17 protein-coding genes are annotated in these 17,967 nt (G+C 63.7%); 9 read left to right on the forward strand and 8 right to left on the reverse strand.

The genetic code is table 11. The features are described from left to right. The 5 genes from IC66_RS0121695 to IC66_RS0121715 all read left to right on the forward strand — a co-directional run. Nucleotides 1-339, forward strand: a 339-nt coding sequence (locus IC66_RS0121695; protein WP_038949023.1) for an ABC transporter permease subunit, incomplete at its 5' end; no start/stop codon positions are given. 8 nt (nucleotides 340-347) lie between these two features. After that, nucleotides 348-1,376 carry a branched-chain amino acid ABC transporter permease gene (locus IC66_RS0121700; RefSeq protein ID WP_028143351.1) on the forward strand — a complete coding sequence of 343 codons (1,029 nt, stop codon included), beginning with the start codon at nucleotides 348-350 and terminating at the stop codon, nucleotides 1,374-1,376. Continuing rightward, nucleotides 1,373-2,128, forward strand: coding sequence for an ABC transporter ATP-binding protein (locus IC66_RS0121705; RefSeq protein ID WP_028143350.1), 756 nt, complete (start codon nucleotides 1,373-1,375; stop codon nucleotides 2,126-2,128). Before IC66_RS0121700 ends, IC66_RS0121705 begins: the two co-directional genes overlap by 4 nt. Further along, nucleotides 2,121-2,837, forward strand: coding sequence for an ABC transporter ATP-binding protein (locus IC66_RS0121710; protein WP_028143349.1), 717 nt, complete (start codon nucleotides 2,121-2,123; stop codon nucleotides 2,835-2,837). Before IC66_RS0121705 ends, IC66_RS0121710 begins: the two co-directional genes overlap by 8 nt. Before the next feature lie 24 nt (nucleotides 2,838-2,861). Continuing rightward, nucleotides 2,862-3,980 (forward strand): cobalamin-independent methionine synthase II family protein, encoded by a 1,119-nt coding sequence (locus tag IC66_RS0121715; RefSeq protein ID WP_038949024.1) that lies wholly within the window; start codon nucleotides 2,862-2,864, stop codon nucleotides 3,978-3,980. 194 nt (nucleotides 3,981-4,174) lie between these two features. Here the strand turns inward: IC66_RS0121715 and IC66_RS0121720 are convergent, their stop codons facing one another. Beyond that, a complete protein-coding gene (locus tag IC66_RS0121720; RefSeq protein ID WP_038949025.1) occupies nucleotides 4,175-5,899 on the reverse strand; it encodes a caspase family protein in 1,725 nt (574 codons plus the stop codon). 101 nt (nucleotides 5,900-6,000) lie between these two features. Beyond that, nucleotides 6,001-7,089: a TIGR02281 family clan AA aspartic protease gene (locus IC66_RS0121725; protein WP_038949026.1), complete on the reverse strand. Its 1,089-nt coding sequence runs from the start codon at nucleotides 7,087-7,089 to the stop codon at nucleotides 6,001-6,003. A gap of 192 nt (nucleotides 7,090-7,281) precedes the next feature. On the opposite strand from IC66_RS0121725, the gene IC66_RS0121730 reads away from it, so the two are divergent. From IC66_RS0121730 to ahcY, 3 genes are all read left to right on the forward strand, one after another. Continuing rightward, the gene (locus IC66_RS0121730; protein WP_028143346.1) at nucleotides 7,282-8,637 is read left to right on the forward strand and encodes a hypothetical protein; all 1,356 of its coding nucleotides are present in this window, start codon (nucleotides 7,282-7,284) and stop codon (nucleotides 8,635-8,637) included. Between the two features lie 62 nt (nucleotides 8,638-8,699). Beyond that, the gene (gene metK, locus IC66_RS0121735) at nucleotides 8,700-9,896 is read left to right on the forward strand and encodes a methionine adenosyltransferase (protein ID WP_028143345.1); all 1,197 of its coding nucleotides are present in this window, start codon (nucleotides 8,700-8,702) and stop codon (nucleotides 9,894-9,896) included. A 124-nt stretch (nucleotides 9,897-10,020) separates the two neighbouring features. Next, on the forward strand, nucleotides 10,021-11,442 hold the full coding sequence (gene ahcY / locus IC66_RS0121740; RefSeq protein ID WP_028143344.1) for an adenosylhomocysteinase: 1,422 nt from the start codon (nucleotides 10,021-10,023) through the stop codon (nucleotides 11,440-11,442). Nucleotides 11,443-11,517: 75 nt separating this feature from the next. Here the strand turns inward: ahcY and IC66_RS0121745 are convergent, their stop codons facing one another. The 3 genes from IC66_RS0121745 to IC66_RS0121755 form a co-directional block, all read right to left on the reverse strand. Further along, complete coding sequence (locus IC66_RS0121745) at nucleotides 11,518-12,537, reverse strand: class I SAM-dependent methyltransferase (protein ID WP_038949027.1); 1,020 nt, start codon at nucleotides 12,535-12,537, stop codon at nucleotides 11,518-11,520. After that, nucleotides 12,530-13,525 carry a fatty acid desaturase gene (locus IC66_RS0121750; protein WP_157158075.1) on the reverse strand — a complete coding sequence of 332 codons (996 nt, stop codon included), beginning with the start codon at nucleotides 13,523-13,525 and terminating at the stop codon, nucleotides 12,530-12,532. The genes IC66_RS0121745 and IC66_RS0121750 overlap by 8 nt, the downstream gene beginning before the upstream one ends. 77 nt (nucleotides 13,526-13,602) lie before the next feature. Then, nucleotides 13,603-13,839 (reverse strand): hypothetical protein, encoded by a 237-nt coding sequence (locus tag IC66_RS0121755; RefSeq protein WP_038949029.1) that lies wholly within the window; start codon nucleotides 13,837-13,839, stop codon nucleotides 13,603-13,605. Nucleotides 13,840-13,934: 95 nt separating this feature from the next. Here IC66_RS0121755 and IC66_RS0121760 point away from each other — a divergent pair, with 95 nt between their 5' ends. Further along, nucleotides 13,935-15,401: a flavin-containing monooxygenase gene (locus IC66_RS0121760; protein ID WP_038949030.1), complete on the forward strand. Its 1,467-nt coding sequence runs from the start codon at nucleotides 13,935-13,937 to the stop codon at nucleotides 15,399-15,401. 18 nt (nucleotides 15,402-15,419) lie between these two features. Here the strand turns inward: IC66_RS0121760 and IC66_RS0121765 are convergent, their stop codons facing one another. Genes IC66_RS0121765 through IC66_RS0121775 form a run of 3 tightly spaced genes read right to left on the reverse strand, consistent with a single transcriptional unit; the run spans nucleotide 15,420 to nucleotide 17,675 of the window. Further along, nucleotides 15,420-16,676, reverse strand: coding sequence for a YbfB/YjiJ family MFS transporter (locus IC66_RS0121765; RefSeq protein ID WP_038949031.1), 1,257 nt, complete (start codon nucleotides 16,674-16,676; stop codon nucleotides 15,420-15,422). Between the two features lie 32 nt (nucleotides 16,677-16,708). After that, entirely contained in the window at nucleotides 16,709-16,945 is a 237-nt protein-coding gene (locus tag IC66_RS0121770) for a tautomerase family protein (RefSeq protein WP_028173203.1), read from the reverse strand. 19 nt (nucleotides 16,946-16,964) lie between these two features. Next, complete coding sequence (locus IC66_RS0121775; RefSeq protein ID WP_038949032.1) at nucleotides 16,965-17,675, reverse strand: SDR family NAD(P)-dependent oxidoreductase; 711 nt, start codon at nucleotides 17,673-17,675, stop codon at nucleotides 16,965-16,967. Nucleotides 17,676-17,967 lie beyond the last annotated feature (292 nt).

Raw genomic sequence — 17,967 nt, forward strand, 5'->3', positions numbered from 1 at the left:
GCCGCAAGCGGCCTCGGCATCAACGTGCCGCAGGTGTTCGCCTTCACCTTTGCCTTTGGCTGCGGGCTTGCCGGCCTCGGCGGCGCACTGAGCGCTGAGATCCTTGGCCTCGATCCGTATTTCCCGCTGAAGTTCATGATCTACTTCCTGATCGTGGTCACCGTCGGCGGCTCGTCCTCGATCACCGGCCCGTTCCTCGCCTCGCTCCTGCTCGGTATCGGCGACGTCGCCGGCAAATATTACGTGCCGAAGATGGGCCCCTTCGTGATCTACACCATGATGATCGTGATCCTGATCTGGCGTCCGAACGGCCTGTTCGGCCGCACGGCCGCGCGTTGAGTTCGCCGATGAGTGCTTCCTCCGACGTCGGTCATCACGCCCAGCGCCAGGCGCGCTGGCACTACGGCGAAGTCGCCTTCTGGCTGATCGTGCTGGCCTGCGGCTTTGCATTTCCCACGCGCTATCTGATCATGACCGACATCCTGCGGCTGGCGCTGTTTGCGATGTCGCTGGATCTCATCCTCGGCTATGCCGGCATCGTCTCGCTCGGGCATGCTGCCTTCTTCGGCGTCGGCGCTTATGCCGCGGGGCTTCTCGCGCTTCATGGTATCGTGAACGAGCCCGTGTTGGCGCTGATCGTCGCTGGCCTGGCCGCGATGGTGCTCGGCTTTGCCACCAGTTTCCTGGTGATCCGCGGCGTCGATCTGACGCGCCTGATGGTGACACTCGGCATCGCGCTGCTGCTGGAAGCGCTCGCCGAGCGCTTCTCCAACATCACCGGCGGTACCGACGGCCTGCAGGGCATCGAGATGCAGCCGATCTTCGGCCAGATTCCCTTCGATATGTTCGGCAAGGCCGGTTTCTTCTATTCGCTGGCTGTCCTGTTCCTGCTCTTCCTGTTCGCCCGCCGCGTGGTGCATTCGCCGTTCGGCCTGTCGCTGCGCGCGATCAAGAACAATCCGCTGCGCGCCGCCGCGATCGGCATTCCCGTCAACCGCCGCCTCATCGCGATCTACACGCTCGCGGCGTTCTATGCCGGCGTCGCGGGCGCGCTGTTCACCCAGACCACGGCGATCGCCTCGCTCGACGTGTTTGCCTTCGAACGCTCCGCCGATCTGATGCTGGTGCTCGTCATCGGCGGCACCGGTTACCTCTACGGCGGACTGGTTGGCGCGGTGATCTTCCGCATGCTCCAGGAAGTGTTCTCCACCATCACCCCGCAGTACTGGCAATTCTGGATCGGTCTCGTGCTGGTCGTGATCGTGCTGGTCGGCCGTCAGCGCCTGCACCGCTGGGTGCTGTACGTACCCAATCTGGTCATCAGGCAGATTGCGGGACGCAAGGCCGTCGTCGCCGTGCCGGAGAGCGACGCATGACCATCGTGCTCGAAACCCAAAATCTCGAAAAGCAGTTCGGCGGCCTGCGCGTCACCCGCGACCTGTCCTTGAAGATCGAGCAGGGCGCTCGCCACGCGCTGATTGGCCCGAACGGCGCCGGCAAGACCACGGTCATCAACCAGCTCACCGGCGTGCTCAAGCCGAATTCGGGCCGCATCCTGCTCGAAGGCCAGGACATCACCGATCTTCCCGTGCACAAGCGTGTGCTGCGCGGCCTGTCGCGCACCTTCCAGATCAACCAGCTCTATCCTGACCTGACGCCGCTCGAGACCATTGGCCTTGCCGTTTCCGAGCGGCTCGGGCATGGCGGCGACTGGTGGCGGCGGATGGGCACGCGCAGCGACGTCAACGGCGAGATCGCCGATCTGCTCACGCGCTTCCACCTGCTCGACGTCATGAACGAACAGACCGTGACGCTGCCCTACGGCAAGCAGCGCCTGCTCGAGATCGCGGTCGCGATCGCCGCCAAGCCGCGTGTGCTGCTGCTCGATGAGCCCGCCGCCGGCGTGCCCGAGAGCGAGCGCCACGACATTCTCGCGGTCGTCGGCAGCCTGCCGCGCGACGTCACCGTGCTGTTGATCGAGCACGACATGGACCTCGTGTTCTCCTTCGCCGACCGCATCTCCGTGCTGGTTTCGGGCGCGCTGCTCACCGAGGGCCCGCCCGAGCAGGTCGCGCGCGATCCGCAGGTCAAGGCCGTCTATCTCGGCGAGGAGGCGGTCAATGTCTGACCTGCTCGCGATCGATTCGTTGCGCGCCGGTTATGGCGAGGCGGTGGTGCTGCCCAACATGTCCCTGCGCCTCGCCGAGGGCCAGGTGCTGGCGCTGCTGGGCCGCAACGGCACCGGCAAGACCACGCTGATCAATTCGATCGTCGGCGTCACCCGCCGCTTCTCAGGCAGCGTGGCGCTCGCCGGCACCGATGTCACTTCGCTCCGGCCTGACCAGCGGGCGCGCGCCGGCATCGGCTGGGTGCCGCAGGAGCGCAACATCTTTCGCTCGCTCACTGTGGAAGAGAACATGACCGCGGTGGCGCAGCCCGGTCCCTGGTCGGTCGAGAAGGTCTACGAGATGTTCCCGCGGCTGAAGGAGCGACGGAGCAATTTCGGCAACCAGCTCTCCGGCGGCGAGCAGCAGATGCTGGCGATCGGCCGCGCGCTCACCCTCAATCCGAAAGTGCTGTTGCTGGACGAGCCGACAGAGGGCCTTGCCCCCATCATTGTCGAGGAGCTCTTGAAGGCGATTGGCAGCATCACGCGGGCAGGCGGCATCTGCTCGATCATCGTCGAACAGAATGCCCAAAAGATTCTGGGGCTGGCCGACCGCGTTGTGATATTGGAGCGCGGGACGATCGTCCACGATGCTCCGAGCGCCGCGCTGAAAACCGACCCCTCGGTCCTGGAACGCCATCTCGGCGTCGCCGGGGCGGCGGCTCACTAAACTAAAATGTCCAGGGAGTAAGACATGCAGCGAACCAAAGCCCCCTTCCGCGCCGACGAGGTCGGCAGCCTCCTGCGTCCGGCCAAGATCAAGGAAGCCCGTAGCCGGCTCGAGAAGGGTGAGATCTCGGCCGACGATCTGCGCAAGATCGAGGACATGGAGATCGAGAAGGTCGTGCACAAGCAGGCCTCGATCGGGCTCAAGCTCGCGACCGACGGCGAGTTCCGCCGCTCATGGTGGCATTTCGACTTCCTGGCCAAGCTCACCGGCTGCGAGCTGTTTCATCCCGACACCGGCATCCAGTTCGCAGGCGTGCAGACCCGGCACGACGCGGTGCGGGTGATCGACAAGCTCGACTTTCCCGACGACCACCCGATGCTGGACCACTTCCGCTTCCTGAAGAAGGTCGCCGACCAGGCCCACGTCACCGCCAAGATGACGATACCTTCGCCGGCAGTGCTGCACTTCCGCGGCGGCCGCAAGTCGATTTCCAAGGACGTCTATCCCGATCTTGAGGCCTTCTACGAAGACCTCGGCAAGACCTACCGGAAAGCCGTCAAAGCGTTCTACGATGCCGGCTGCCGCTATCTCCAGTTCGACGACACCGTGTGGGCCTATCTCTGCTCGCAGGATGAACTGCAGAAGGCGCGCGAGCGCGGCGACAATCCGGACGGTCTCCAGCAGATCTATGCCCGCATCATCAACTACGCGCTGGCCGAGAAGCCCGCCGACATGGTGGTGACGACGCATGTCTGCCGTGGCAATTTCCGTTCGACCTGGATTTCTTCGGGCGGCTATGAGCCGGTTGCCGAGACCATGCTCGCCGGCACCAATTACGACGGCTATTTCCTCGAATATGACAGCGACCGCGCCGGCGGCTTCGAGCCGCTGCGCTTCCTGCCCAAGGGCAACAAGGTCGTCGTGGTCGGCGTCATCACCTCGAAGTTCGGAGAGCTCGAGAAGAAGGACGACATCAAGCGCCGTCTGGAAGAAGCCGCCAAGTTCGCCCCGCTGGAGCAACTAGCGCTGTCGCCGCAATGCGGCTTTGCCTCGACGGAAGAGGGCAACGTCCTCTCCGAGGAAGAGCAGTGGGCGAAGCTGAGCCTTGCGGTCGAGATCGCGAAGGAAGTGTGGGGCAACTGACGGGCAGCGCTCGCCTCGCTCCTGTCCCGGACGCGCTGCAACGCGCTTAGCGTTGCGGTGCAGAGCCGGGACCCAGAAAGCAACGAGCTGCCCCCGCGGGAAAATGGGCCCCGGTTCTGCAGCGCACCGCTGAACTGGACGATGCTACGCATCGCCAGGAAAGCGCTGCGCTGCGTCCGGGGCACGAGACCATCTCACTTCTCCGCCAGATAGACCTCGCCCAGCAGCGACGAGTTCGACCACGGCACCTGCTTGTTCTTGGTGCTCGAAACCACCTCCGCCCGCACCCGCGTCAGCATCTGCTGTACCTCCAACCCCGGGGTGCCGAGATGGCGAGACAACGCGGCAGAGAACGGCGAATTCGCGCCTTCGCCGTCGAGCGCGACCTGGCCCGGCGCGGTCGCGAATGCGATCAGCGTGCCGGCCCCTAACGTCGCGCCGCTGCCGAGGCTCGTCGGTGCAGCGAGACCCGAAGCGCCCTCGATGCCGCGACTGCTGCCGGCGGATGCGACCTGCTGCGCCATGGGATTGTTGCGGCAGGCATCGAAGATCAGGATGTTGGTGCGAACCTGGTCGTCGAGGCCGGCCATGATCGTGTCCATGTCGATCATCGCTTCTGTCATGCCCGTGCCCGGCTTGAGTTCGACGTCGACGGGAATGAGGTAGTTGCGGCCGTCGACCTGCACGCCATGGCCGGCATAATAGACCACCGCCACCTGCGCCCGTGCGGCCTCGCGCAGGAAGTCGCGCGTCATCTTCTGCATCGCGGCACGGTCGAGATCGACGCCCTCCGATACGGTGAAGCCGATCTCGCGCAGGCTCTTTGCGACCGCACGGGCATCGCTGGACGGGTTGGGTAGTGCCTTGACGTGTTGATAGGCGCCGTTGCCGATAATCAGCGCCATGCGCTTGCCGCGGCCGCTCGCGAGCGGAGATGGCGAGGGCGCCGGCGTCGCGGTCGCCTGCTGCTGTGACGGCGTGCCGGGCTGCTGCGCGATCGACATCGGCGCGTCGCGCGGGACCGGTGCGGGCGCTTCGGTGACGAGCGAGAGCCGCACCTTTGCGGTGGCCTGATTGGCCTTGCTGCCGGCGTCCGACGCCACGACCGCGAGCGCGGCCTTGTAGTCCTCGCGCGCGCTTGCGTAGTCACCCTTCGCTTCATAGGCCAGCGCGCGATGGGTGTAGCCGGAGATCAGCACGCTGTTCGGCGGCGTCATGATGTTGGCCGGCGGTTTGTCCCTGGCGAGCCGGATCGCCTCGCTGCCGTCGGCGATGACGCGATCGAGATCGCCCTTGGCGCGCCAGATCGCGGTGCGGTTGATCAGCGGCTGCGGCAGCGAGGGGTCTAACCGGATCGCCTGGTTGATGTCGGCGAGCGCGTCGTCGAGATCGCCGAGCGCCTGTTTCGAGATGCCGCGGTTCTGGAACGAGAACGCCGATTTCGGATCGGCCTTGATCGACATGTCGTAATCGGCAATGGCCTTGGCATAGTCGTGCTTGCCGCGCCAGGCGTTGCCGCGATTGTGGAAGATGATGCCGCTGGGCGGTCCGAGTTTCAGCGCGTCGTCGAAATCGGCGATCGCGATGTCGTACTCGCCCTTGTCGTAATAGGCCGAGCCCCTGAGATTATAGGCCGCCTGGCTCGGCTGGAGCCGGATCGCTTCGGTGGCGTCGGTGATGACTTTTGCGTAGTCGCCCTTCTTGTTCCAGCCCACCGCGCGCCAGAAATGGATCGTCGCAAGCTGCTCGCCTCGAAACACCTTCAAGGCGATGATCTTGTTGCAGGCGTCGATCATCTTGTCCGCTGGCGTCGTGTCGGTGGTGCAGAGCGGCCCAAGCTGGCTGCGCGCCTGCGCGAAGCTGGGTGCGGACCAGGGCAGGGCGGCAAGCAGAGCGGGGATCAGCAGCAGGCGGCGCACGCAGACCTCGGCGACAGGCGGATTTCGACGGTGGTTTCAGCCGTTTGGTCGCGCCGGCCTATGTCCCGGTTCACGCCCGGGCTTACCCAGGCAGCCGCAAGTCACTTCCTTGGCTGCCGGGTCCGGATCTCCATCGATCCACGCGCCATCTGCACCTCAAACCGCGACAGGAAGCTCATGCCGAGGAGGCCGTCGATGCCTGGCCCATAACTCTTGTCGTCGCTGCTCTGAACTGCGATCGGCACGTTGGTCGCCTCGAGCTTGCCCAGCGCGACCTTGTCGGCTTTGGTGAGCTTAGCCTTGATCTGCCCGTTGGCGGTGTTCAGCGTGATCTCGCTTGCGCCGCCGTCTGCAATCTTGGCCTTGCTCGCGAAGGACGACTTCACCGACACGTAGCTCGCACCGGTGTCGAGCACGAACAGCCCGCGCACGCCGTTGATCTCCGCCTTGGCGGTGACGACACCTCTCTGTCCCTGCAATGGGAAGCTCTCCTTGCGGAGCTCGTTCGATGAGACGCAATTACCCTGCCGCTCATAGTCGGCGATGATCTTCTGGGTCTTGCTGGTGTCGCGCGTGGCGGGATCGAACGCAACCCAACGGTTGATCGGCGCTGTCGCCTCGCAGAACTGCTTCAAGGCGGCGTAGGCGTTGGCCATGCGCAGGAACACGCTGCTGGACACCATCTTCTTGTCGCCGGCGAAAAGCTCAATCGTGTCGGAGTAATCGGTCAGCGCGCGGCGATAGTCGCCGGCACCATCCAGCGCCATGCCGCGCAGGTAGCGCGCGGTTTGGTCGGATGGGGCGCGCCTGACGTACTCGTCCGCCGCTTCGACGGCTTTCGGGTAGTCGGTCAGTCTTATGTAGATGCTGACTGCCTTGTTCAGTGCGGTCAGCGGCGCCCCGCAGTGCTTGACGAAATTGAAGAGTCCGTCAGCGGCCTGTCGCCGATAGCCGAGCTTGTCGAGCCACTGCGCAAGATCATCGATGCTCTTCTGGTCGCAGGGCTCGCGCTTGAGCTCTTCCAGCTTCAGCCAGACGGACGGGTCGCGCGTGGCGGCGACCGGGAGTGGCCCGATGCGCGCATAGACGGACTGGAAGACTTCGTCGGGATTGTCGGCCAGGTAGCCCGCGTGACCAGTACCTGAGAGTGCAGCGAGCAACACCACTGCAAGCCAAAACGACCTCAACATATCCAGCCCCGAACATCCCGTCCGCCATGTATACCGATAAGTGTAGGCACGGCCAGACGCACGACGGGAGTGTCCCCAATCGGCGTAGCACCGCCAATCGACAGCACGTGGAGCAATTCCAGGGTATTCTCTGAGTGGGCAGAATTTGTTAGAGAACAGTGCCCAACAGGTCTGCCCACCAAGTTCCCACCGATGAAAAACGACGAAATCCTGAGCCAGATCACGGAGTTCTGCCGCAAGGCGGACATGGCGGAATCGACGTTCGGCCGGCGGGCGGTGAACGATGGGAAGCTGGTGCATCGCCTGCGCGAGGGCAAGCGCATCACCATCGATACGCTGGACCGGATCCAGGCCTATATGGCGGCATCGATGGCCGGCGGCGTTCCGCCGCCGCGCGGGCTTCAGGTGCCGCCCGAAAAGCGCGATCCACGCGGCAATTTCCGTTTCTTCGAGAATCGCCAGAAGTACCTGCTGTTCGTCCACACCTGCAGCGAGAAGCGGGTGGTCGCCGACAGGGTCGCACTGGAGCTTTCCTCCATCCATCCGCGCCCACCGGCCTTGCGCGTGTTCGACGCCGGCGTGGGCGACGGCACGGTGCTGGCGCGGGTGCTGCGCGCGACGCATCAGCGCTACCCGCACATGCCGTTCTACGTCGCCGGCAAGGAGCTCAGCCTGGAAGACCTGCGCCTGACGCTGGAGAAGGTGCCGGACCGCATTTTCGAGCATCCCGCGTCGGTTTTCGTCTTCACCAACATGTTCTACTCGGAGGCGCCCTGGCTGACGCCGGCATCGCCGGCGGCGGCGGCTGCGACCGTCTGGCACGAGGTCCCGCTGCGGGGCGCCTCTTCAGGTGAGTTCGAGCAGCAGATCGCGGAGCTGAGACCGTTCCTGGAGCAGAACTGGCGCGCCGCGATCAGCCCACGCACGGCCATGCCGCTGTACGAACGGCCGGTCGTCCTGGTGCTCTATCGCGAGGACCACAGATTCCTGCTGGATTCGACCATTCCGCGGCCGGGCCAGACCGAGGCCAATTTCGACCTCGTCATCGCATCCCAGCCCTACCGCGCCCTGTCCTCGGTCAATTTCCGGGCAAAGCGGATCATCGCGCCTCTGGCGCGGGCGCTTCGGCCGGGAGGCCGGCTGATCGGAATCCACTCCCACGGCCAGGATCCGGGCATGGAAATGATCCAGGCGATCTGGCCAGGAGAAAATCCTTTCGCCGTGAGCCGTCATGAGCTATTGCGCGCCGTTAAGTATGAACTTGGCTCGTTGGGCCGCGACTTAAATTTTAATGCATATGCGGATAACCGCTCGATCTTCAGGTATGATATGGAAGCGCTGCCCAACGAGGTAACCGGGACGATCGGAACCTCGACAGCCTTTGCAGCGTGGAATGCGGCGGTGTATGTCGCTCAGATTGAGGACGACCGGTTGACAGAAATGACTCAAAACGGCCGCACTCTGGATGCCGCCAGGGACGTGCTGCGGAAGTACAATGGGCTCTGGTTTCTCGACGAATCCTACGTCATCTCGCGCCGGCGTGATTGACATCATCCACAGGTAAACATCGCAAACGCCCGCCGGTTTAGCGGCGGAACAAGGGGTTACTGATGCGCGCGTCCTATCTCTTCACCAGCGAGTCCGTGTCCGAGGGCCATCCGGACAAGGTGTGCGACCGGATCTCCGACGAGATCGTCGATCTGTTCTACCGCGAAGGGCCGAAGGCCGGCATCGACCCCTGGCAGATCCGCGCCGCCTGCGAAACGCTGGCGACCACCAACAAGGTGGTGATCGCCGGTGAGACCCGCGGTCCGAAGTCGGTGACCAACGAGCAGATCGAGGGCGTCGTCCGCGGTGCGATCAAGGACATCGGCTACGAGCAGGAAGGCTTCCACTGGAAGACCTGCGACATCGAGATCCTCCTGCATCCGCAGTCGGCCGACATCGCCCAGGGCGTTGATGCGCTGCAGCCGGGCGAGGTCAAGGAAGAGGGCGCGGGCGACCAGGGCATCATGTTCGGTTACGCCACCAACGAGACGCCCGATCTGATGCCGGCGCCGATCTTCTACGCCCACAAGATCCTGCGCCTGATCTCGGAAGCCCGTCACTCCGGCAAGGAGAAGGTGCTCGGTCCGGACTCCAAGAGCCAGGTCACCGTGCAGTACGAGAACGGCAAGCCCGTCGGCGTGCGCGAGATCGTGGTCTCACATCAGCACCTGGTCGAGGACATCTCGTCCAAGCAGATCCGCGACATCGTCGAGCCCTATGTGCGCGAGGCGCTGCCGAAGGACTGGATCACGCCGAAGACGATCTGGCACATCAATCCGACCGGCAAGTTCTTCATCGGCGGTCCCGATGGTGACTCCGGCCTGACTGGCCGTAAGATCATCGTCGACACCTATGGTGGCGCGGCCCCGCATGGCGGCGGCGCGTTCTCCGGCAAGGATCCGACCAAGGTCGACCGCTCCGCGGCTTATGCTGCGCGCTACGTCGCCAAGAACATCGTTGCCGCCGGCCTTGCCGACCGCTGCACGCTCCAGCTCGCCTACGCCATCGGCGTGGCGCGGCCGCTGTCGATCTACATCGACACCCACGGCACCGGTAAGGTGCCGGAGGAGCAGCTCGAGAAGGCGGCGGCGCAGGCGATGGATCTGACGCCCCGCGGCATCCGCAGCCATCTCGACCTCAATCGCCCGATCTACGCGCGCACCTCGGCCTACGGCCATTTCGGCCGCACGCCCGACAACGAGGGCGGCTTCTCCTGGGAGAAGACCGACCTCGTCGAGCAGCTCAAGCGCGCGCTCTGATTCACTTGCGTCATTCCGGGGCGCCGCAACAGCGGCGAACCCGGAATCTCGAACTGCCTGATTCCGGGTTCGCTCGTTTCGCGAGCGGGTCCGGAATGACGAGCCAAACAAACAGGAACCTCCAATGAACGCGAAGCCCGGCTTCACCGATTACATCGTCAAGGACATTTCGCTCGCCGATTTCGGCCGCAAGGAGCTCTCGCTCGCCGAGACCGAGATGCCCGGTCTGATGGCCACCCGCGAAGAGTACGGCCCGAAGCAGCCGCTGAAGGGCGCGCGCATCGCCGGCTCCTTGCACATGACGATCCAGACCGGCGTGCTGATCGAGACGCTGGCCGCCCTCGGCGCCGATATTCGCTGGGTCTCCTGCAACATCTATTCGACGCAGGACCACGCTGCGGCCGCGATCGCTGCCGCCGGCATTCCCGTCTTCGCCGTCAAGGGCGAGACGCTGACCGAGTACTGGGACTACACCGCAAAACTGTTCGACTGGCACGGCGGCGGTCACCCGAACATGATCCTCGACGACGGTGGTGACGCCACCATGTACGTCCATCTCGGTCTGCGCGCCGAGAACGGCGACGCTGCGTTCCTGGACAAGCCGGGTTCGGAAGAAGAGGAAGTCTTCTTCGCGCTGCTGAAGAAGCAGCTCAAGGAAAAGCCCAAGGGATACTTCGCCGAGATCGCCAAGAGCATCAAGGGCGTGTCCGAAGAGACCACCACGGGCGTGCATCGTCTCTATGACATGCAGAAGGCCGGCACGCTGCTGTGGCCCGCCATCAACGTCAACGACAGCGTCACCAAGTCGAAGTTCGACAATCTCTATGGCTGCCGTGAATCGCTGGTCGACGGCATCCGCCGCGGCACCGACGTGATGATGTCGGGTAAGGTTGCGATGGTCGCCGGCTTCGGCGACGTCGGCAAGGGTTCGGCCGCCTCGCTGCGCCAGGCCGGCTGCCGCGTGATGGTGTCGGAAGTCGATCCGATCTGCGCGCTGCAGGCCGCGATGGAAGGCTACGAAGTCGTGACCATGGAAGACGCAGCTCCCCGCGCCGACATCTTTGTCACCGCGACCGGCAACAAGGACATCATCACCATCGAACACATGCGCGCGATGAAGGATCGCGCCATCGTCTGCAACATCGGTCACTTCGACAACGAGATCCAGATCGCGGGTCTGCGTAACCTGAAGTGGACCAACATCAAGCCGCAGGTCGACGAGATCGAATTTCCGGACAAGCACCGCATCATCATGCTGTCGGAAGGCCGCCTCGTGAACCTCGGCAACGCGATGGGCCATCCGTCCTTCGTGATGTCGGCCTCCTTCACCAACCAGACCCTGGCGCAGATCGAGCTGTTCGCCAATAACAAGGACGGCAAGTACAAGAAGGAAGTCTACGTGCTGCCGAAGTCGCTCGACGAGAAGGTCGCGCGCCTGCACCTCGCCAAGATCGGCGTCAAGCTCACCGAGCTGCGCAAGGACCAGGCCGACTATATCGGCGTGAAGCAGGAAGGCCCGTACAAGTCGGACCACTACCGCTACTGAGGCGCAGCGCGCGTCAAGAACGCACGAAGCCCCGGAGCAATCCGGGGCTTTTTTTCGGCCTCACGCTGTTGTCGGTCACGCGACCGGCGGACCTCCAGGCTTGCGCGCAAGGACCAGCATGGCCGAAGTCCTTGCGCCAAGCGTGCGACGAAGCAACTCAAAGCCTGTGATCGCCATCAACGGGAGGCGTGACTTCATCGGATTGAACCATTCCGCAAGCTTCGGCATCGGCAGGACCGTGGTGTAGCGCAAGCCATGGCGGAACGAGTGAAGCCAGAAGGAATGTCCGGTCTGGTAGAAAATGCCCGCTGGCTCCAGTCCGGCCTTCTCGACCGCCCGCCCGATGCTCTTGCTGTTAAAGAGGGTCCAATGCCGGGGAATATGAAGACCGCCCCACCAGCCATTGGAGAAGAGCCGGCGATCGATCGAGTCGGTGTTCGGAGTCTCGAGCGCCAGGACTCCGCCAGGAGATAGCCACTCCGTTAACTTGCGCATCACGGCGATCGGATCTTCCACATGTTCGATCACGTGAAACATCGTGATGAGATCGATCGTGCCCGGTTCGATCTCGGTGCAGTCCTCGACGCGTCCCGCCCAAACCCTGAACCCGTCACTCTGAAGCTTGGGCAGCGCCGGCGAGGGCAAGTCCATGCCATAGATGCGGTCCCGCGACATCCCCCGTTCCGCGAACTGGTAGAGATAGCGGCCATCGCCGCAGCCGACGTCCAGATAGCTGGTCGGTTTTTTCTCCATCCGCTTGGTGATCCCGGCAAGCTTGATGCGATCGAGCATCGCCTTGCCTTTGAGAATGACGGCCGGCAGCTTTTCCGACATATCGTAGGCATAGTAGGTTGGCGGATAGATCGTGGACAGCTCACCGTTTGCCGGTCGCGGATCGATCCAGACCGCTTCACACTCGGTGCACTGGAAAAAGGTCCAAAGATTGCGGCACGTCTCGATTTCATAATCGAATCCGTGCGCATATTCGCGCCGATGATCGGACCCGCAAACGGGACAATGACTGACGCGTACCGTCTCGATCAGTGGTGCGTTCGTATCGTAGTTCGGCGGAAGACCAATGCCTCGCTCAAGCATGGGATTGCTCGGGCATGACAATTGCGGCGTTGCTCCGCCGCCAATTGGCATACGAGATCAGGTAGCCGACATACGATTTTCGCCACACAAGCCGCGTGTCGCCGTTCCTTGCGATCTCCGAGGTGCGTATCAGACGATCAGCCTCGGGCAGGTTGTAGTACGGGATGCTCGGCCAAAGATGGTGAGCCATATGATAGTTCATGTTGTGAGGGGCGAAGAACAGCTTCTCGAACCAATTGCTCTCGTAGGTGATCAATCGCATCGAGCTGTCTGCGTCTTCATCGGCGATCATCATCGAATGCTCGCAGAATACGCGCACGAGATCGGCACGGTAGGCAAGGGCGTAGGTTGGCGCAAGCCAGAGGCACGGATAAGCCCAGGCTCCGATCGAATAGCTCAGGCCACCAATCAGAGCGAGTTGCCAGGCGGCCAGAAGAAGGATGTCTCGGAGCCGATAGCGCTCGGAGGGTTCGACGGGACTAGCGACGGAGTGGGGCGATCGCTTGAAAAACACATTCCTGACGGCCGTCACAAGCGGGCTGACGCCACTTAGAAATGCCATGAAGGGGATGACCACATCCTTGCCCTCGTGCACATATTTGAAACGATCGGGGTCGTCCGCGAGGCACGTCGAATGATGGTGCGTCATGTGGTTGCGACGATTGATCCGCGTGATCGCGCCGATCGAGGCGGTCATCGTCAGATCGTTCCAGAGATCATTGAGGGTAACCGATCGAAAGAGTCTGCGATGGAGTCCATCATGCATAATGATGTAGAGGCCATAGAAATTCACACCGACGACGAAGAAGGCGAGGACGGCTGTGGCAAAGTTCGGCCACTGCGCGACCATCGTCCAGGCCGCTACAATCAATGTCCAGTGGACCACCGTCGCCAAGACGGGAACCCACGGTCTTATCTCGTTGAGCCGTCTGAGGTCTGACGGCGTGATCAGATTAGCGCGAAACGGCGAATAGGCCTGGACCGACATTTCACGGTGCTCCCAGCGCAGGTCGTTCAAGCGGTCGAAGTACTACCCGCAATGGAAGGGAATATAAAGTAGTTCTACTAGCAAAAGGCCGACTCGATCGCCGGATTAGTCTGTCGTTTGCCGTGGATACACGTTCCAACCGCTTCGCGGTTGGAGCCGGTTCCGAGCGAGCCAATGCCTTGGAGCCGTGCGCGGGGCGACGTCGTTGGCGCGCGCTGGGAATGCGCGTAGACCAACAAGAAGACCAAAAAGGTCGCGAAGACGCCGAAGTTCGATTTCTGGCGCTTCCAGGACGGGAAGGCGGTGAATTCCACGAGGATTTCGACACCACCTGGGTCTACAGTGTGACCATCTCCTGACGGTTGCAATTCGGCGCGGCGCTGCCCATGCTGTGCCCAGGGAGAGCGCCATGGCCGAAGCCGCAGAACATCTCGACGTCATCATCGTCGGTGCCGGCCTGTCAGGCATCGGCGCGGGCTATCATCTTCAGACCAAGTGTCCCACCAAGAGCTACCTCATCCTGGAGGGGCGCGACTGCATCGGCGGCACCTGGGATCTGTTCCGCTATCCCGGCATCCGCTCCGACAGCGACATGTTCACGCTCGGCTATTCGTTCAAGCCGTGGACCGATCCGAAGGCGATCGCGGATGGGCCGCAGATCCTGAACTATGTGCGCGAGACCGCGGCCGAGAACGGCATCGAGAAGCACATCCGCTTCCGCCATCGCGTCAAACGGGCTTCGTGGTCGACGCCGGACGCACGCTGGACCATTGAGGCCGATCGCATCTCGGGCGAGGGCGCGACCGAGTTGGTGTGCTTCACCTGCAATTTCTTATTTCTGTGCTCGGGCTATTACAAATACGAGGCGGGCTACACGCCGGAGTTCAAGGGCGCCGCTGATTTCGCCGGCCGCATCGTCCATCCGCAGAAATGGACCGAGGACATCGACTACGCGGGCAAGCGCGTCGTGGTGATCGGCTCGGGCGCGACCGCGGTGACGCTGGTGCCGGAGCTCGCCAAGAAGGCGGCGCAGGTCACCATGCTGCAGCGCTCGCCGACCTACGTGGTGTCGCGCCCTGCGCAGGATCCCGTCGCCAACAAGATCCGCCGTAATCTGCCGACGCGGCTTGCCTATCATGTCATCCGCTGGCGCAACGTGATGTGGGGGATGTTCTTCTTCCAGCTCAGCCGGCGGCGGCCTGCGAAGGTCAAGGAACTCGTCCTCAAGGGCGTGCAGATGGCGCTTGGCCCGGACTACGACGTCGCCACCCATTTCACGCCGCGCTACAATCCCTGGGACCAGCGGCTGTGCCTCGTGCCTGACGGCGACCTGTTCAAGGCGATCCGCGAGCAGCGCGCCTCCGTCGTCACCAGCGAGATCGACACGTTCACGCGGGACGGGATTCGCCTGAAGGATGGCAGCGAGCTTGCCGCCGACATCATCGTGACGGCGACCGGGCTGGTGCTCCAGGTCGTCGGCGGTCTCGACGTCAGTGTCGACGGCCGTGCCGTGGATTTCGCCAATACGCTGACCTACAAGGGCATGATGTATGCCGACGTGCCCAACATGGCCTCGGCCTTCGGCTACACCAATGCGTCCTGGACGCTGAAATGCGATCTCACCTGCGAATATGTCTGCCGTCTCATCAATTACATGGACCGGCACAATTTCCGCCAGTGCATGCCGCATAACGACGATCCCGAAATCACCGCGCAGCCGTCGCTGGACTTCACCTCGGGATATGTGCAGCGCTCGGTCGCCAAGATGCCGAAGCAGGGCTCGAAGCAGCCGTGGCGGCTGTACCAGAACTACGCGCTCGACATCGTCTCCCTGCGCTTCGGCCGGATCGACGACGGCGTGATGCGATATTCCTGAACGCATCGCCGCCTGGAGTTATGCCTTGCGTGTGGCAAGTGCCAGTGCAAGGTCGATCGCGAGCGCCAGCCCCACCGCGCCGCCGCCGAGTGCGAACAGCACCGGATAATCGCCGCCGGTCTGCGCGTAGATCCAGGAGAAGCCGTAAGCGGCCGCGGCCTGGAACAGTGCAAAGCTGGTGGTGGCATGGCTCCAGGTCGCGCGCTGCTGCTCGGCAAAGTGCGGAACGAGTTCATGGATACGTCCGAGCACCAGTGGCACGATGCCCGGCGTGAAGCCGCCGACCACGAGGCTCGATACGATCAGGGAAAGAGGTGCGGTGCTGACGGTCGGCAGCAGCACGGCGGCCGCCTCGATCAGAAAGGCCGCGCGCAACGCCGGACCGAACCCGGCGCGGTCACCGAGATGGCCGGTGACGAGCGGGCCGACGATGGCGCCGAGACCGTACAGCACCCAATAGCGCGATCCCGCGGCAATGCCCTGGCCGAGGCCGCGCGCCACGAAATCGACGATGAAGACCATGTGCGGTACCAACGCCACCGCGTTGAGGCCGTACTGGATCAGCAGCGTGCCGGCGATGGCCGAGGTTTGACGGGGCTTGGTTTGAGAAAGCGGAGTGTCGCTCTTCGCTTCGGCGGGCCAGTTCCACCAGCTCGCGAGCGTGAGCAGGGCGGAGAGCACGCCGAGCCCATACCAGCTCTGCTGCAGGCCCTGTTGCAGCAGCAGCGGCACCAGCGTGCCCGATGCGGCGACGCCGAGGCCGACGCCGGCAAAGATCACGCCGCCGACGATGCCACGCCTTGCTGCTGAGGTGTGCGGCAGAATGACGGAGGCCGCCAGCACCATGATGATTCCGCCGGTGAGGCCGGAGAGGAAGCGCCAGGCGAAGAACCACGTGAACGACACCGGCGATGAGCTGGCGAAAAAGGAGAGGGTGGCAAGCAGCATCATCGCCCGCAACGCGCGAACCGCGCCGATGCGGCTGGCGACACTCCGTGCCGCGAGCGCGCCCGCGAGATAACCGGCGAGGTTCGCAGCGCCGAGATAGACGACATCCGATGCGCTGAACCATTTTGCCGCGATCAGGGCCGGGATCAGCGGCGTGTAGGAAAAGCGGGCGAGGCCGAGTCCGACCAGCGAAGCGGACAATCCCGCCGCCGCATATCGCCAGGTCCGCTGCGAAGAGTGCTGCTTTGACGAGGTCTCTCGTGAGGCCGATACTGGCCTCGGATGTGGCCGAGCCCCGGCGTGTGGTTTCAGATCTGCGTTGGTCATGTCACCCTCGTGCGCGCGCGATCGCGCGCGGATCATCCTGTCTGGGCGGCGCGGCGCCGCCGGAACTCCGGCACGGGCAGGCCGCCCCAGCCCCAATTGTCGGTGTCGACTTCCTCGATCACGACGAAGGTGGAATCGAGCGGCTTGCCGAGCACGTCGAGCAGCAGCTGGCTCGACCCCTTGATCAGTGCGGCTTTCTCCTCCGCGGTGAGCGACGCCGCCCCTGGCGTCGTTCCTTCGCGGGTCACTTGAATGGTGACGATGGGCATTGTGGATCTCCTCCCACGCTCAGTGGCCGGCGCTCTGGCCGCCGTCGACATGCAGGATCTCGCCGGTGACGAAGGAGGCGCCCTCGAGATAAAGGACGGCACCGACGATGTCGGACATCTCGCCCATGTGGCCCACGGGGTGCAGTGCGTTGAGCTGGGCATGCGTCGCGGTCGGATGCATCGGCGACTTGATGATCCCTGGCGAGACCGCGTTCACACGAATGCCGCGCCTGGCGTATTCGATCGCGAGCGACTTGGTCGCGGCGTTGAGGCCGCCCTTGCTCAGCGAGGCCAGCACCGAGGGGACGTTCGAATTGGCCTGATCGGTCAGCGTGGTCGTGATCTGGACGACGTGACCCGAACCCTGCTTCTCCATCTCGGCGATCGCGAGCTGCGTGATGTGGAAGAAGCCCGCGACGTTGGTGCCCATCACCGCCGCGTAATCCTCGGCCGTGTACTGCGTGAACGGCTTTGCGACGAAGATGCCGGCATTGTTGACCAGCGTGTCAACGCGCCCGAAGCGGGCGACGGCCTGCGAAACCACACGCTCGGCGGTGCTCCGGTCGGCGATGTCGCCGGCCACGGCGAGGACGTCGTCGTCGCCTGACGGCTTGATGGAGCGTGCGGTTGCGACGACGCGGTAGTTGCGGTCCCGAAAACCCTGGACCAGGGCGGCGCCGATGCCCTGCGAAGCACCGGTGATGATGGCGACTTTCTGCTCGATACCCATAACGGGCTCCTGTTGTTGGCCTTGAGAACCTGCGCCAGCACTCGGCCGGCTTGGGTGGTGAGGTACGCCGGGGCAGCCCGGCTGCGAATACACGCCGTCCGGCAGACACTCTTTCGCGGCGCGAACGAATGCCGGGTCGGCGCCTGCCGACGGTTGTCGCCGCGGAGGGGAACGCCTAGCCTGCGGCCGGAATCTGAGGGGCGGCGGGGAAGGCATGGATCGTCTGGATGCGATGAAAGTGTTCGTCCTTGCGGTGGACGAAGGCAGCCTGGCTGCCGCCGGCCGCAAGCTC

It is taken from the genome of Bradyrhizobium genomosp. III (assembly GCF_000261705.1).
GTDB classification, from domain to species: domain Bacteria; phylum Pseudomonadota; class Alphaproteobacteria; order Rhizobiales; family Xanthobacteraceae; genus Bradyrhizobium; species Bradyrhizobium ottawaense.

Bases quoted from the DNA above. Each gene is read 5' to 3' on its own strand.
- IC66_RS0121750 (WP_157158075.1), bottom strand. From the start codon at position 13,525: ATGTCGGTCCAGGCCTATTCGCCGTTTCGCGCTAATCTGATCACGCCG.
- IC66_RS0121715 (WP_038949024.1), top strand. From the start codon at position 2,862: ATGCAGCGAACCAAAGCCCCCTTCCGCGCCGACGAGGTCGGCAGCCTC.
- IC66_RS0121765 (WP_038949031.1), bottom strand. From the start codon at position 16,676: ATGACCAACGCAGATCTGAAACCACACGCCGGGGCTCGGCCACATCCG.
- IC66_RS0121710 (WP_028143349.1), top strand. From the start codon at position 2,121: ATGTCTGACCTGCTCGCGATCGATTCGTTGCGCGCCGGTTATGGCGAG.
- IC66_RS0121730 (WP_028143346.1), top strand. From the start codon at position 7,282: ATGAAAAACGACGAAATCCTGAGCCAGATCACGGAGTTCTGCCGCAAG.
- IC66_RS0121705 (WP_028143350.1), top strand. From the start codon at position 1,373: ATGACCATCGTGCTCGAAACCCAAAATCTCGAAAAGCAGTTCGGCGGC.
- ahcY (WP_028143344.1), top strand. From the start codon at position 10,021: ATGAACGCGAAGCCCGGCTTCACCGATTACATCGTCAAGGACATTTCG.
- IC66_RS0121700 (WP_028143351.1), top strand. From the start codon at position 348: ATGAGTGCTTCCTCCGACGTCGGTCATCACGCCCAGCGCCAGGCGCGC.
- IC66_RS0121760 (WP_038949030.1), top strand. From the start codon at position 13,935: ATGGCCGAAGCCGCAGAACATCTCGACGTCATCATCGTCGGTGCCGGC.
- IC66_RS0121775 (WP_038949032.1), bottom strand. From the start codon at position 17,675: ATGGGTATCGAGCAGAAAGTCGCCATCATCACCGGTGCTTCGCAGGGC.
- IC66_RS0121770 (WP_028173203.1), bottom strand. From the start codon at position 16,945: ATGCCCATCGTCACCATTCAAGTGACCCGCGAAGGAACGACGCCAGGG.
- IC66_RS0121725 (WP_038949026.1), bottom strand. From the start codon at position 7,089: ATGTTGAGGTCGTTTTGGCTTGCAGTGGTGTTGCTCGCTGCACTCTCA.
- metK (WP_028143345.1), top strand. From the start codon at position 8,700: ATGCGCGCGTCCTATCTCTTCACCAGCGAGTCCGTGTCCGAGGGCCAT.
- IC66_RS0121745 (WP_038949027.1), bottom strand. From the start codon at position 12,537: ATGCTTGAGCGAGGCATTGGTCTTCCGCCGAACTACGATACGAACGCA.